Raw genomic sequence first — 14,410 nt, forward strand, 5'->3', positions numbered from 1 at the left:
TCAGCGGATAATTTCGGCTTACCAATTTAATTTCCTGTCATATAACTTTAGACTGGCAATGTTAATAAGCAGTTAAACAGGTGTGTAAAGAATGACAACAATTGCAACCGCTACGCTACCGGAAAACGTGCAACGTCCTCAGTACGATCGCAGCCAGCTCCGCTCGCGTATTGTCCATTTCGGCTTTGGCGCGTTTCATCGCGCGCACCAGGCGCTGCTGACCGATCGCGTGCTGAATAACATCGGCGGCGACTGGGGGATCTGCGAAATCAGTCTGTTCAGCGGCGATACGCTGATGAGCCAGCTTCGCGAACAGGACCACCTGTTTACCGTACTGGAAAAAGGCGCCGACGGTAATCAGCCCATTATTATCGGCGCAGTGCACGAATGCCTGAACGCCAGGCTCGATTCGCTGGCGGCAATTATCGAGAAATTTTGCGAGCCGCAGGTGGCGATTGTCTCGCTGACCATCACGGAAAAAGGCTATTGCATCGATCCGGCGACCGGCAAGCTGGATCCGACGCATCCGCGCATCGTTCACGATCTGGAAAATCCGACGCTCCCGCAGTCGGCTCCCGGTATTTTAGTTGAAGCGCTGGCCCGCCGCCGGGAACGCGGCCTGCCGCCCTTTACCGTGCTCTCCTGCGATAACATTCCCGATAACGGCCACGTGGTGAAAAATGCCGTCCTCGGCATGGCGGAAAAACGCAGTCCGGCGCTGGCGAGCTGGATCGCCGACAACGTTAGCTTCCCGGGCACCATGGTGGATCGCATTGTTCCCGCCGCCACCGCCGAATCGCTGGCGGAAATCGCCGCCGTGCTGGGGGTGGAAGATCCCTGCGCCATCAGCTGCGAACCCTTCATTCAGTGGGTAGTCGAAGACCACTTTGTCGCCGGGCGCCCCGCCTGGGAGACGGCAGGCGTGCAGATGACCGACGACGTGCTGCCCTGGGAGCAGATGAAGCTGCGGATGCTCAACGGCAGCCACTCTTTCCTCGCCTGGCTTGGCTATCTGGCAGGTCATGCGCACGTCAGCGACTGCATGCAGGATGAGGTCTTCCGCCGTGCCGCTCGCCAGCTGATGCTTGATGAACAGGCCCCGACGCTGACCATTACCGGCGTCGACCTGGCGGCCTATGCCGACAGCTTAATCGCGCGCTTCAGCAACCCGGCGCTCAAACACCGTACCTGGCAAATCGCCATGGACGGCAGCCAGAAGCTACCCCAGCGCATGCTCGACGGTATTCGCGTGCATCTTGAGCGCGGCAGCCGCTGGCCGCTGCTGGCCCTCGGCGTGGCCGGCTGGATGCGCTACGTCAGCGGCACGGACGATGCCGGTCAGACCATCGACGTGCGCGATCCGCTGGTAGACAAGATCCAGCAGCGGGTGGCGCAGAGCGATGAGCAGCAGCGTGTTGACGCCCTGCTGGGTCTGGAGGAAATATTTGGCCGCGACCTGCCGCGCAACGCCCTGTTTGTCGCCGGGATCCGCGCCGCCTGGCAGCAGCTGGCGATGCACGGCGCCCGCGAGGCAGTTGCCCGCGCGCTCGATTCTTAACAATATTTGCGCTTATGCGGACAGAATTCCCTTCTGTCCGCCTCAGGACTTCTCTTTTCCCTCTTTTTTCGTCAGGATAGGCATAACTGTTACAACATTACATTTATCCTGGAGAAAAGAGTGACCAGAACCAATTTGATCACCGGCTTTCTCGGCAGCGGTAAGACGACCTCGATTCTTCATCTGCTGGCGCAGAAGCCTGCGGATGAAAAATGGGCCGTACTGGTTAACGAGTTTGGCGAAGTCGGGATAGACGGCGCGCTGCTGGCCGACAGCGGCGCCCTGCTCAAAGAGATCCCCGGCGGCTGCATGTGCTGTGTCAATGGCCTGCCAATGCAGGTCGGGCTGAACACCCTGCTGCGCCAGGGGAAACCCGATCGTCTGTTGATCGAACCTACCGGACTTGGCCATCCAAAGCAGATCCTCGATATTCTCACCGCGGCGGTGTATGAACCCTGGATCGATCTGCGCGCGACCCTGTGCATCCTCGATCCGCGTCAGCTACTGGAAGAGAAAGCGGTCAACAACGACAACTTTCGCGACCAGCTGGCGGCGGCGGATATCATCGTGGCCAATAAAAGCGATCGGGAAACGCCCGAAAGCGCTCAGGCGTTTGCCGACTGGTGGCAACGCTGGGGTGGCGAGCGCCGCCAGGTGTCGGCGATCCAGGGGAATATCGACCTCGCCCTGCTTGATGAACCCCGGCGCAACACCGCCCCACTGCCGGCGAGCGCGGAGCACGCCCATCGCCATCCTCCAACAGCCGGTCTCGCCGCCCTTAGCCTGGCGGAACACCAGCGCTGGCGCCGCCACCTTAACAGCGGCCAGGGCTATCAGGCCTGCGGTTGGATCTTCGACGCGGAAACGGTCTTTGACACCATCGCCCTGCTGGAGTGGGCCCGGCTGGCGCCGGTGGCGCGCGTCAAAGGTGTGCTGCGCATTGCCGAAGGGGCGGTGCGGATCAACCGCCAGGGTGAGGATCTGCATATCGAGACCCTCAGCGTCGCCCCGCCCGATAGCCGCATCGAGCTTATCTCCGCTAATGAAGCCGACTGGAATGCACTCCAGACCTCATTGTTGAGGCTTCGTTTAAGTTAAGGCGGCTAAGGTTGCCGCCGACTGTCACAAAATCGCAATGGCTATGATGAAAAACCGAATTCCTTTAATCTTGCTGCTAAACATCGCGGGTGTGGCGCTATTTTGCTCCTGGTATCTGCCAGCCAACCACGGCGCGTGGGCGCCTGTTGACTCCGCGATCTTCCATTTCTTTAATCATGGCGTCAGCGTCAGTCGCGCTTACGCCTGGCTGCTGGCGATCATCAACAATCGCGCCTTCGACGCCTGCTCGCTGCTGGCGATGGGGTGCCTGATGCTTAGCTACTGGCTCAAGGCGCCGGCGGCAGGCCGTCGTCAGATCGCCATTATGGGCCTGGTGATGCTGCTGGCGGCGGTGATCATCAACCAGCTGGCGCAGCACCTGATGCCGGTTCAGCGCGCCAGCCCGTCGCTGTTTTTCAGCGATGTGACCCGCGTCAGCGACGTCGTTAACTTCCCCACTAAGGATGCTTCCAAGGACAGCTTCCCCGGCGATCATGGGATGATGCTGCTGATCTTCGCGAGCTTTATGTGGCGCTATTTTGGTCGCCGCGCGCTGGCCGTGACGCTGGTGATATTTGTGGTCTTTGCTTTCCCGCGGGTGATGATTGGCGCCCACTGGTTCAGCGATATTGCCGTCGGCTCGCTGACCGCCGTGCTGATTGGCGCGCCCTGGGTATTGATGACTCCCCTGAGCGATAAACTGATCGCCTTTTTCGATCGCTACTTACCCGGTGGAATATCAGCCAAATAATGTCTCCGGCAGTCGCCAGACTCATTATCTATAAGGGGACCTTTTGGGTCCCTTTTTTTCAATTGTCCTTTTTTTCTACATCACGTTCATCTTCTTGTCACATTAATCCCGTGACAAATGAAGGAATTGTCTGTTTTTTGCCCGATATTGTCGCTATTTTGGCCTTTCCCGATGATTCACTTTTTGTCACCAAAATACTTATAAGAAATCGCGCAAAACCGCTCGCCATGCGGCGTTTGATAGGGTAATCTCGTTCTCGTTTTGCCTTTTCCGCAACATTAATTCAAGGCGTGAATAAAATTGTGCGTGACTGCACAAATTTAAGCTTAAGGAATTGTCTCATTGCGGATGGGTATTTAGGCTCTAACACGTTTGGCATTTTTTATAACGACATTGTCGTTAAGGACAACAAGGGAAAATAAACAGCATGGTCAAATCTCAGCCGATTTTGAGATACATCTTGCGGGTAGCCCCCGCGATTGCAGTAGCGGTTCTGCTTTCCGCGTGTAGTTCAACAAGTACCGCCAGGAATATGCATTCTGAGACGCATGCTGTGGGTAGTGGCGATTTATCATCACTGCAAGCCTCTCAGGATGAATTTGAAACGATGGTCCGTAACCTGGACGTGAAGTCCCGTTTAATGGATCAGTATGCCAGCTGGAAAGGCGTGCGTTACCGCCTCGGCGGCAGCACCCGCAAAGGTATCGACTGCTCGGCGTTCGTGCAGCGCACCTTCCGCGAACAATTTGGTCTGGAACTGCCGCGTTCAACTTCTGAACAGCAGGAAACCGGAAAATCGATTTCCCGTACCCAGCTGCGTACCGGCGATCTGGTTCTGTTCCGTGCCGGTTCTACCGGCCGCCATGTAGGGATCTACCTCGGCAACAACCAGTTTGTTCACGCCTCTACCAGCAGCGGGGTGACTATCTCCAGCATGGATGAGCCATACTGGAAAAAGCGCTACAACGAAGCGCGTCGAGTCCTGAGCCGCTCGTAAACTGTCCTCTACCGCCGCCGGTTATCCCTTGGCTGGAAGCGGGATAAAAAACACTGCCCCGGCAGTGTTTTTTTTTGCCACCTGATTCTGAACGACGCAAAATAAGCTATGTCTTTTAAGTGGGAATGAGAAAAACGACGACTGACAACCCGTTGCTGCGCATCAATAACACGGAAAGACTATAGCTATGCTGACTCGCTACTTTTCGCCCCAGCGTAAAACCTGGATAACCAGCCTGTGCGTGGGAGTTATCGTCGCGCTACTGGCCGGCAGCATTCAGTTTATGGTGATTTACCATAACCGGGCGGAGCGTTTCGACGCCATTATCAACAACGTTAATACCTATCTGAAGAGCTACTTTCACGACCTGCGGCAGACCATCGACGGCCTGCAGCCGCTGGTGGACCAGCCCTGCGAGAATATTGACTCCGGGCTCACCTCCCATGCCGCTTTCAGCCCTAACGTCCGCGCCTTTCTGCTGGTCAAAAACGGCGTGGCCTTTTGCTCCTCGGCAACCGGCGCCATGGATACCCCCCTCACCCAGCTGATCCCGGCCATTGATATCCGCAAACCCCTTGATATGGCCATTTTGCCGGGCACGCCGATGATGCCGAAGAGCGCGGCGCTGGCGTTGTGGGTAGGAAAACCTGGTGATAAAAACAGCGGCATTTTCGTGTCGATTAACGCCAATCTCACACCGTATATCCTCTATTCTGCACGGCAGAATGATTTCAGCGGCATTGCGCTGGCCATCGATCACACCGCCATCTCCACCTTCAGTAACCGGCTGGTGGATCCGCAAACGCTGCATGACGCGCCGATCCGCCAGACACAGATCGAGGGTTTACCGCTGAAGGTCTACCTGTATGCCAACAGCTGGCTGGCGGAAAATACGCAGTTTGCTCTGCTGCTCGGGGTGGTGTGCGGCCTGCTGGCGGGGCTGCTCTGCTATTACGTGCTGACGATCAAATCCGATCCGCGAAAATCCATTCTCCTGGGGATCAAAAACAACCAGTTCTACATCGTCTATCAGCCGGTGGTGAATGCTCAGACCTTGCGGATCATGGGCGTGGAGGTTCTGATGCGCTGGCGCCATCCGGTGGTGGGCGAAATCCCGCCTGACATCTTTATTAACCTCGCGGAAACCCAGCAGATGATCGTGCCGCTGACCGATCACCTGCTGGCGCTGATCGCCCGCGACGCGCCGGCGCTGCAGCGTATTCTGCCGCGCGGCGTCAAGCTGGGGCTGAATATTTCCCCTGCGCATCTGCAGGCCGACAGCTTCCGCGACGATATGCTGCGCTTCACCGCCGCCCTGCCCGCCGGCCATTTTCACGTGGTGCTGGAGGTGACCGAGCGGGCGATGATTGATAAAGAAAAATCGATGGCTAACTTCGCCTGGCTCCACCGCCAGGGATTCGAAATCGCGATTGATGATTTTGGCACCGGGCATAGCGCGCTGATCTATCTTGAGCGCTATAACTTCGACTATCTGAAGATCGATCGCGGCTTTGTGCAGGCGATTGGCACAGAAATTGTTACCTCGCCGGTGCTGGATGCGGTGCTGACCCTCAGCCGCCGGCTGAAATTAATGACCATCGCCGAAGGGGTGGAGACCCAGGAGCAGGCGGAGTGGCTCCGCGCTCAGGGGGTTCATTTCCTGCAGGGGTACTGGATCAGCCGGCCGCTGTCGCTGGCGGCGCTGGTGGCCGCGCACGATGAACCCGCGAACTATTTCACAACGCGTTAAGTCTCACTTATGATGCGGGAACAGAAGTCGGCCATGGGGGCCGGCTATGACGGGGTATTCTGCCGCCTATGTATGCGCGACTTTTTCTGCTTCTGCTTGCTCTGTTTAGCCTGAGCGCTAACGCGCAATCCATTCAGGAAAGCGTCGCCTTCGCGATTATCGGCGAGCCCAAGTACGCCGCCGGTTTCAGCCATTTTGATTATGTCAATCCACAGGCGCCGAAAGGCGGTACCCTCACCCTGGCGGCAATCGGCACCTTCGACAACTTCAACCGCTACGCGCTGCGCGGCAATCCCGCGGTACGAACTGAGGCGCTCTACGATCCCCTGTTCACCACTTCGGATGATGAGCCCGGGAGCTATTATCCGCTGATTGCCGAGCGGGCGCGCTACGCCGGGGACTATTCATGGATGGAGATCGCTCTCAACCCCCGCGCCCGTTTTCACGACGGCACGCCAATCACCGCCCAGGATGTCGCTTTTACCTTCAAGAAGTTTATGACCGAAGGGGTGCCGCAGTTCCGCCTCTTTTATAAAGGCACCACCGTGAAGGCCATCGCGCCGTTGACTGTGCGTATCGACCTCGGCCAGCCCGGTAAAGAGAATATGCTGAGCCTGCTGAGCCTACCAGTGATGCCCGAGGCGTTCTGGCGCCATCACAAACTTAGCGACCCGCTGTCAAAGCCACCGCTGGCCAGCGGACCCTATCGCATCAGCGCCTGGCGGATGGGACAGTATATTACCTATTCCCGGGTCGCCGACTACTGGGCGGCCGACCTGCCGGTCAACCGCGGTCGCTGGAACTTCGATACGCTGCGCTATGACTATTATCTTGACGACAACGTCGCTTTTGAAGCCTTTAAAGCCGGGGCCGTTGACCGCCGGGAAGAGACGGTCGCCAAAAACTGGGCTACCCGCTACGTTGGCCGCAACTTCAGCCGCGGCTACATCATCAAAGAGGAGTATGCCAACACCTCGGCGCAGGATACCCAGTGGCTGGCGTTCAATATCCAGCGCCCGGTATTCGCCGATCGCCGGGTGCGGGAGGCCATTACCCTGGCGTTTGATTTTGAATGGATGAACAAAGCGCTGTTCTACAGCGCCTATCAGCGCGCCAATAGCTATTTCCAGAACACCGAATATGCCGCCCGCAGCCTGCCCGACGCGGCCGAACTGGCCCTGCTGACGCCGATGAAAAACGAACTGCCCCCCGAGCTCTTCAGCCAGGTTTACCAGCCGCCGGTCTCCCGCGGCGATGGCTTTGACCGCGCCAACTTACTCAAAGCCGACGCCCTGCTCAACGCGGCAGGCTGGACGGTGAAGAACCAGCGCCGGGTTAACGCCGCCACCGGTAAGCCGCTGCGCTTTGAGCTGCTGATGCCGGCCGGAAGCAATGACCGCTGGGTGCTGCCGTTCCAGCACAACCTGCAGCGCCTGGGGATCGTCATGGATATTCGTCAGGTGGATAACTCGCAGTACAGCAACCGCCGCCGCAGCCGCGATTACGACATGATGCCAAGCCTGTGGCGTGCCATGCCCTGGCCGGGGACCGACCTGCAAATCTCCTGGGCGTCAGACTATATTCACTCCAGCTACAACGCGCCGGGGGTGCAGAGTCCGGTGGTAGATAAACTGATTGCGCAGATCCTGCAGTGGCAGGGTAATAAGCAGAAGCTGATCCCGCTCGGCCGGGCGCTGGACCGCGTCCTCACCTGGAACCACTATATGTTGCCGATGTGGTATATGGCGCAGGACCGCACCGCGTGGTGGAATAAATTCTCGTTCCCGAAAACCCGCCCCATTTATTCGTCCGGCCTTGATACCTGGTGGTATGACGTGAACAAAGCGGCCACCCTCCCCGCGGACAGACGCTAAGGACATACCATGGGCAGTTACCTGATCCGCCGTTTGCTGTTAGTGATCCCCACCCTGTGGGCCATCATCACCATTAACTTTTTTATTGTGCAGATCGCCCCCGGCGGCCCGGTCGACCAGGCCATCGCCGCCATCGAATTTGGTCAGCACGGCGGAATGCCAGGCGCCGGCGACGGCGGGATGGGCGCCAGCCATGCCCGCACCGGCGCCGGCAATATCAGCGAGGGGCACTATCGCGGCGGGCGCGGCCTCGATCCGGAAGTCATCGCCGAGATCACCCACCGCTACGGCTTCGACAAACCGCTGCACGAGCGCTACCTGAAGATGCTGGGCGATTATCTGCGCTTTGATTTTGGCGACAGCCTGTTTCGCAGCGCCTCCGTGCTGCAGCTGATTAAAGACAGCCTGCCGGTCTCGGTGAGCCTCGGGCTGTGGAGCACGCTGATCATCTATCTGGTCTCCATTCCGCTGGGCATCCGCAAAGCCGTCAGCAACGGCAGCCGCTTTGACATCTGGAGCAGTACGCTGATTATCATTGGCTATGCGATCCCCGCCTTTCTGTTCGCCATCCTGCTGATCGTGATTTTTGCCGGCGGCAGCTATTTCGACCTCTTCCCGCTGCGCGGTCTGGTCTCGCCAAACTTCGACACCCTGCCGTGGTATGAAAAGATCCTCGACTATCTGTGGCACATCACCCTGCCGGTGCTGGCGACGGTGATCGGCGGCTTCGCCGCCCTGACCATGCTGACCAAAAACAGCTTCCTCGACGAGATCCGCAAACAGTATGTGGTTACCGCCCGCGCCAAAGGGGTCGGGGAGAAACAGATCCTCTGGGGACACGTGTTCCGCAACGCCATGCTGCTGGTGATCGCTGGTTTCCCAGCCACCTTTATCAGTATGTTCTTTACCGGCTCGCTGCTGATCGAAGTGATGTTCTCGTTGAATGGTCTGGGGCTGCTGGGCTATGAAGCGACGGTCTCCCGCGACTATCCGGTGATGTTCGGGACGCTCTATATTTTCACCCTGATCGGCCTGCTGCTTAATATCGTCAGCGATATCAGCTATACGCTGGTCGACCCGCGTATTGATTTTGAGGGCCGCTAATGTCGTTCTTCAGTCCCGTTAATCAGGCCCGCTGGGCGCGCTTTCGCCACAACCGTCGCGGTTACTGGTCGCTGTGGCTGTTTTTAATTCTCTTCCTCTGCAGCCTGGGGGCTGAGCTGCTGGCTAACGATCGGCCGCTGCTGGTGCAGTACCGAGGCCAGCTGTACGTCCCGGTATTAAAAAACTACACCGAGCAGACCTTCGGCGGCGCATTCGCCACCGCCGCTGACTATCAGGATCCGTGGCTGCAGCACCAGCTGGCCAGCCACGGCTGGGCGCTTTGGCCGCCGGTGCGCTTCGGCGCGACGACGATCAATTTTGCCAGCACGGTTCCTTTTCCCTCGCCGCCCTCAGCCAGCAACTGGCTCGGCACCGACGCCAACGGCGGCGATGTGCTGGCGCGGATCCTCTATGGGACGCGCATATCGGTACTCTTTGGCCTGCTGCTGACGCTGTTCTCCAGCGTGCTGGGGGTGCTGGCCGGGGCGATCCAGGGTTATTACGGCGGTAAAATCGACCTCTGGGGGCAGCGTTTTATCGAAGTCTGGTCCGGCATGCCGACGCTGTTTCTGATCATTCTGCTCTCCAGCGTGGTGCAGCCGGGCTTCTGGTGGCTGTTGGCGATCACCGTCCTGTTTGGCTGGATGACACTGGTGGGCGTGGTGCGCGCTGAATTTCTCCGCACCCGCAACTACGACTACATCCGGGCGGCGCAGGCGTTAGGGGTCAGCGACCGGCAGATCATCCTGCGGCATATGCTGCCCAACGCGATGGTGGCGACCCTCACCTTCCTGCCTTTTATTCTCTGCAGCTCTATTACCACCCTGACGTCGCTGGATTTTCTCGGCTTCGGCCTGCCGCTTGGCTCGCCCTCACTCGGCGAGCTGCTCCTGCAGGGCAAAAACAACCTGCAGGCGCCCTGGCTGGGTATTGCCGCGTTTCTTTCCGTCGCCGTGCTGCTGACGCTGCTGATTTTCATCGGTGAAGCGGTTCGCGACGCCTTTGACCCCAGTAAGGCGGTGTAATATGACCCACCCGCTGTTAGCTATCGACAATCTCTCTATCGCCTTTCGCCAGCAGGGCGAGACGCAGACCGTCGTGCATAATCTGTCGCTCGAGGTGGCGGTCGGCGAAACGCTGGCCCTGGTGGGTGAATCCGGCTCCGGTAAGAGCATCTCCGCCCTGTCGGTGCTGCGGCTGCTCCCTACCCCGCCGGCCAGCTACCCCAGCGGCGATATCCGTTTTCATGGCCAGTCGCTGCTGCATGCGGATGAGACGACCCTGCGCGGCGTGCGCGGCAACCGGATCGCGATGATCTTTCAGGAGCCGATGGTGTCGCTCAATCCCCTGCACACCCTGGAAAAACAGCTCTACGAGGTGCTGTCGTTACACCGGGGAATGCGCAAAGAGGCGGCGCGCGGGGAGATCCTCGACTGCCTGGAGCGCGTCGGGATCCGTCAGGCGCCGCGGCGGCTGGCGGACTATCCGCACCAGCTCTCCGGCGGCGAGCGCCAGCGGGTGATGATCGCCATGGCGCTGCTGACGCGCCCTGAGCTGCTGATCGCCGACGAGCCGACCACCGCCCTCGATGTGTCAGTGCAGGCGCAAATTTTGCAGCTGCTGCGCGAGCTGAAGCGGGAGCTGAACATGGGGATGCTGTTTATTACCCATAACCTGAGCATCGTCCGCCAGCTGGCTGACCGGGTGGCGGTAATGCAGAACGGCCGCTGCGTGGAGCACAATCACTGTCGGGCGCTGTTCAGCGCGCCGGCTCATCCCTACACCCAACGCCTGCTGGATAGCGAACCGGACGGTGAGCCGGTGCCGTTGGCCATCGATGCCCCGGTGCTGCTGCAGGTGGACGATTTAAACGTGGCATTTCCTGTTCGCAAAGGGATCCTGCGCCGGGTTGTCGATCACCATCGGGTGGTCAACAGCCTCAGTTTTCAGCTACGCGCCGGCGAGACGCTGGGGCTGGTGGGCGAATCGGGATCGGGGAAAAGCACCACCGGTCTGGCGCTGCTGCGCCTGATCTCATCCGAGGGCAGGATAACCTTTACCGGTCAGCCGATTCAGGGGCGTAACCGTCGACAGCTGCTGCCGCTGCGCCGACAAATGCAGGTGGTTTTTCAGGATCCGAACTCGTCCCTCAATCCGCGCCTGACGGCGCAGCAGATTATTGAAGAAGGATTGCGCGTCCACCAGCCGACGCTGACGGCAGTCGAACGCGAACAGGCGGTAATCCTTGCCATGCAGGAGGTCGGGCTCGATCCGGCCAGCCGCCAGCGCTACCCGGCGGCATTCTCCGGCGGCCAGCGCCAGCGTATCGCCATCGCCAGAGCGTTAATCGTCAAGCCGCAACTGATCGTCCTCGACGAGCCGACTTCTTCGCTGGATAAAACCGTTCAGGCGCAGATCCTGAATCTGTTGAAAGCATTACAGCTGAAGCATCAGCTGGCCTATATTTTTATCAGCCATGATTTAGGCGTGGTGCGCGCGCTGTGTCACCAGGTGATGGTGCTGCGGCAGGGAGTGGTGGTTGAACAAGGCGAGTGCCAGTCCGTCTTCAGCGCGCCCCGGCATGAGTATACCCGCCAGCTGCTGGCGCTAAGCTGACGGTCAGAAAGGGTTATTGCCGGAGAAGGGCTCGGCGATCGCCACGCCAAAATTTTTCAGACGACAGGTGGCGGCAAACTCATCCTGCAGATTAACGAACAGGCAGGGTTCGCCTTCGCACTCAAGAACGGAACAGTCGACTTCGATGTCGCTTAACGCCTGGCTGAGCTTATGCATCACCGGCCAGGCTTTTTCACCGTCCGGACTCAGCAGTTTCAGGGCGACGAGACTGTTTTCGTTCTGCGCGCCGTTTTGCGGAATCGGTTCAACTCTGGAACCCGCAAAACCGGCCAGCCAGCGATAGCTCTGCGGCAGACGGTGTACGATAGAGAGTTGTTGTGTATTCACGTGGTTTCCCCGGAAGCAAAAGGCTTCACAATAAATTTACATCAATATTAACACACTGTTGACAAATAGTCCTGCTCAGACGCAGAAAACGTTTACAGCCGCGTCGGACCAGGGTTAAGCGCTTATATTCCAGCGTGTTATTTTTTAACCCGGTAAGCCGATTGGCGCTATATGTACCCGTTTCTGTGATCCAAAACAACTTTTTTATCGCAACAATGCGACTTTTTACACTAATTGATTTTACATAAAGGAAACAAATCACAGAACCCTGAAGCCCATTGCGGTTGACATGCATCAAGAAAGGGGCGATTTCGCCCCTGAAAATGTGACCTAGCGTGCGATTTTTCGCCGGCGGGAAGCGTAAAGCGAGAAGAAAATAGAGCTGGTGGCACAGAAGGCGATAGAGATCAGCATCGGCCAGGCGGTGGTAAAGGTCGCCATCGACAGCAGCGCGCCGATAATCGCCCCGATACCAAAGCGGAAAGTCCCCGCCAGCGACGAAGCGGTGCCCGCCATATGCGGAAACTCATCGAGGATCACCGCCATAGCGTTAGACGACACCATCGATACGCAGCCAACGAAGGCCGCCACGCCGATCACCAGCGACCAGAAACCGACGTCGAGCAGCGCGCAAACCACCATCCACACCGCCATGGCAAACTGGATCCACAGCCCGGCGCGGAACATGCGCAACGCCCCTACCCGCCGCACAAACCGGCTGTTGAACATGGTCATCAGGAATAAAAAGACAATGTTCAGCGCAAAATAGTAGCCAAAGTGCTGAGGCGCAACGTGGTTAATATTGATATAGACGAAAGGCCCGGCGCTTAGGAAAGAGAACATGCCCGCGAAGCTAAAGCCGCTCGCCAGCATATAGCTCAGGACCCGCTTATGGCGGAACAGGGTGGCAAAGTTACCCAGCGTGGTGCGCAGGTGGAACGGCTGACGCCTTTCAGCCGGTAGCGTTTCGCGGATAAACAGGCCGATCATCAGCGAGGCCAGCAGGGCCACCAGGGCAAGGATCCAGAAAATGGCATGCCAGCTGAACCAGACCAGCACCGCCCCGCCGACCATCGGCGCCACCAGCGGCGCAATGGTCGTCACCAGCATGACAAACGACATCATCCGCGAAAACTCATCTTTCGGATAGATGTCGCGCATCAGGGCGTTAATCACCACGCTGGCCGCCGCGGCCGCCAGACCGTGGAAGAAGCGCATGGCGATCAGCATCTCGATGGTCTGCGACAGGGCGCAGGCCACCGCCGCCGCTGCGAAGACCAGCGTTCCGCCGAGGATCACCGGCTTGCGGCCGAGGCTGTCAGCCATCGGACCGTACAGCAGCTGACCCAACGCAAAGCCGAGGATATAGGTGCTGAGGGTCATCTGCGCGCTACCGTACGGCACGTGGTACTGGGCAGCGATCACCGGCAGGGCCGGGAGGTACATATCGATCGACAGCGGCATCAGCATGGCCAGCAGGCCAAGGATAAACACAATCCCCAGTGAAGAATTCTGCTTCAGCGTCACGTTTTACTCCGTGGCTGCGGGGCGCCCACGCTGGCGATTTCCGCTTCCGTCAGCGGACGATATTCACCCGGCGCCAGCGATTCATCCAGCTGGATGTCGCCGATGCGTTCCCGATGCAGGCCAACCACGTGGTTACCTACGGCGGCGAACATGCGTTTCACCTGATGGTAGCGGCCTTCGCTGATGGTGAGGCGCACTTCGGTCGGAGTGATAATTTCCAGCACCGCCGGTTTGGTGAGATCTTTTTCGTTATGCAGCTGGACCCCTTTGGCGAACAGCTCCGCGGTCCCTTCCGCCAGCGGGCTTTCCAGCGCCACCAGATAGGTTTTTTCACAATGGTGGCGTGGCGAGGTAATGCGGTGCGACCACTGGCCGTCATCGGTCATCAGCACCAGTCCGGTGGTGTCGATATCCAGCCGTCCGGCGGCGTGCAGCTTATACGCCACCGGCTCGTCGAGGAAATAAAGGATAGTCGGATGATCGGGATCGTCGGTGGAACAGACGTACCCTTGCGGCTTGTTGAGCATAAAATAGCGCGGGCCGTTCTGCTGGGTCAGCGTGTTTCCGTCATACTCCACCTCGTGCTCCGGCTGAAGCTTAAAGGAAGCATCTTTTACAATGTCGCCGTCCACGGTAACGCGGCTGCCGCGGATTTCACGCCCGGCAATAGCCCGGCTGACGCCAAGCTGCTGAGCGATAAACTTATCAAGTCGCATGAGATTTTTTTAGCCTGTCAAAGTGCTGGAGCGGGCAAATCGCCCGAAAAAGAAGAATTTCACTGGCTAGT

Annotated in this window: 12 protein-coding genes; 9 read left to right on the plus strand and 3 right to left on the minus strand. The window is 58.6% G+C overall.

Annotated features, from left to right (window positions below; all coding sequences use genetic code 11):
- The first annotated feature begins 91 nt into the window (after positions 1-91).
- From ACQUTP_RS06405 to yejF, 9 genes are all read left to right on the plus strand, one after another.
- Positions 92-1,558, plus strand: a complete 1,467-nt coding sequence (locus ACQUTP_RS06405; RefSeq protein WP_004201649.1) for a mannitol dehydrogenase family protein — start codon at positions 92-94, stop codon at positions 1,556-1,558.
- A gap of 120 nt (positions 1,559-1,678) precedes the next feature.
- Complete coding sequence (locus tag ACQUTP_RS06410; RefSeq protein ID WP_285755091.1) at positions 1,679-2,656, plus strand: CobW family GTP-binding protein; 978 nt, start codon at positions 1,679-1,681, stop codon at positions 2,654-2,656.
- Between the two features lie 37 nt (positions 2,657-2,693).
- Positions 2,694-3,407, plus strand: coding sequence for a phosphatase PAP2 family protein (locus ACQUTP_RS06415; protein WP_285755092.1), 714 nt, complete (start codon positions 2,694-2,696; stop codon positions 3,405-3,407).
- Between the two features lie 427 nt (positions 3,408-3,834).
- Positions 3,835-4,404 (plus strand): bifunctional murein DD-endopeptidase/murein LD-carboxypeptidase, encoded by a 570-nt coding sequence (gene mepS, locus ACQUTP_RS06420; protein ID WP_004201653.1) that lies wholly within the window; start codon positions 3,835-3,837, stop codon positions 4,402-4,404.
- Between the two features lie 187 nt (positions 4,405-4,591).
- Positions 4,592-6,154: a cyclic di-GMP phosphodiesterase gene (locus ACQUTP_RS06425; RefSeq protein WP_428902360.1), complete on the plus strand. Its 1,563-nt coding sequence runs from the start codon at positions 4,592-4,594 to the stop codon at positions 6,152-6,154.
- Between the two features lie 68 nt (positions 6,155-6,222).
- Positions 6,223-8,028 (plus strand): extracellular solute-binding protein, encoded by a 1,806-nt coding sequence (locus ACQUTP_RS06430; RefSeq protein WP_048295217.1) that lies wholly within the window; start codon positions 6,223-6,225, stop codon positions 8,026-8,028.
- Between the two features lie 9 nt (positions 8,029-8,037).
- Entirely contained in the window at positions 8,038-9,132 is a 1,095-nt protein-coding gene (locus ACQUTP_RS06435; protein WP_004201658.1) for a microcin C ABC transporter permease YejB, read from the plus strand.
- On the plus strand, positions 9,132-10,157 hold the full coding sequence (locus ACQUTP_RS06440) for a microcin C ABC transporter permease (protein ID WP_017899313.1): 1,026 nt from the start codon (positions 9,132-9,134) through the stop codon (positions 10,155-10,157). The genes ACQUTP_RS06435 and ACQUTP_RS06440 overlap by 1 nt, the downstream gene beginning before the upstream one ends.
- A gap of 1 nt (position 10,158) precedes the next feature.
- Positions 10,159-11,748 (plus strand): microcin C ABC transporter ATP-binding protein YejF, encoded by a 1,590-nt coding sequence (gene yejF / locus ACQUTP_RS06445; RefSeq protein ID WP_285755094.1) that lies wholly within the window; start codon positions 10,159-10,161, stop codon positions 11,746-11,748.
- Positions 11,749-11,751: 3 nt separating this feature from the next.
- On the opposite strand, the gene ACQUTP_RS06450 is transcribed toward yejF, so the two are convergent.
- The 3 genes from ACQUTP_RS06450 to rsuA all read right to left on the minus strand — a co-directional run bounded on the left by ACQUTP_RS06450 (position 11,752) and on the right by rsuA (position 14,339).
- Positions 11,752-12,096, minus strand: a complete 345-nt coding sequence (locus tag ACQUTP_RS06450; protein WP_002912974.1) for a YejG family protein — start codon at positions 12,094-12,096, stop codon at positions 11,752-11,754.
- A 330-nt stretch (positions 12,097-12,426) separates the two neighbouring features.
- Positions 12,427-13,623: a Bcr/CflA family multidrug efflux MFS transporter gene (locus ACQUTP_RS06455; protein ID WP_428902361.1), complete on the minus strand. Its 1,197-nt coding sequence runs from the start codon at positions 13,621-13,623 to the stop codon at positions 12,427-12,429.
- Positions 13,620-14,339 carry a 16S rRNA pseudouridine(516) synthase RsuA gene (rsuA, locus tag ACQUTP_RS06460; RefSeq protein WP_049004211.1) on the minus strand — a complete coding sequence of 240 codons (720 nt, stop codon included), beginning with the start codon at positions 14,337-14,339 and terminating at the stop codon, positions 13,620-13,622. The genes ACQUTP_RS06455 and rsuA overlap by 4 nt, the downstream gene beginning before the upstream one ends.
- Positions 14,340-14,410: the final 71 nt, after the last annotated feature.

It is taken from the genome of Klebsiella sp. 2-CIP_Kleb. (genome assembly GCF_050378715.1).
Taxonomy (GTDB): Bacteria; Pseudomonadota; Gammaproteobacteria; order Enterobacterales; family Enterobacteriaceae; genus Klebsiella; species Klebsiella quasipneumoniae.

Excerpts from the sequence above, each read along its gene's own strand:
- ACQUTP_RS06405 (WP_004201649.1), top strand. The coding sequence starts at position 92 with ATGACAACAATTGCAACCGCTACGCTACCGGAAAACGTGCAACGTCCT.
- ACQUTP_RS06415 (WP_285755092.1), top strand. The coding sequence starts at position 2,694 with ATGGCTATGATGAAAAACCGAATTCCTTTAATCTTGCTGCTAAACATC.
- mepS (WP_004201653.1), top strand. The coding sequence starts at position 3,835 with ATGGTCAAATCTCAGCCGATTTTGAGATACATCTTGCGGGTAGCCCCC.
- ACQUTP_RS06425 (WP_428902360.1), top strand. The coding sequence starts at position 4,592 with ATGCTGACTCGCTACTTTTCGCCCCAGCGTAAAACCTGGATAACCAGC.
- ACQUTP_RS06430 (WP_048295217.1), top strand. The coding sequence starts at position 6,223 with ATGTATGCGCGACTTTTTCTGCTTCTGCTTGCTCTGTTTAGCCTGAGC.
- ACQUTP_RS06435 (WP_004201658.1), top strand. The coding sequence starts at position 8,038 with ATGGGCAGTTACCTGATCCGCCGTTTGCTGTTAGTGATCCCCACCCTG.
- ACQUTP_RS06440 (WP_017899313.1), top strand. The coding sequence starts at position 9,132 with ATGTCGTTCTTCAGTCCCGTTAATCAGGCCCGCTGGGCGCGCTTTCGC.
- yejF (WP_285755094.1), top strand. The coding sequence starts at position 10,159 with ATGACCCACCCGCTGTTAGCTATCGACAATCTCTCTATCGCCTTTCGC.
- rsuA (WP_049004211.1), bottom strand. The coding sequence starts at position 14,339 with ATGCGACTTGATAAGTTTATCGCTCAGCAGCTTGGCGTCAGCCGGGCT.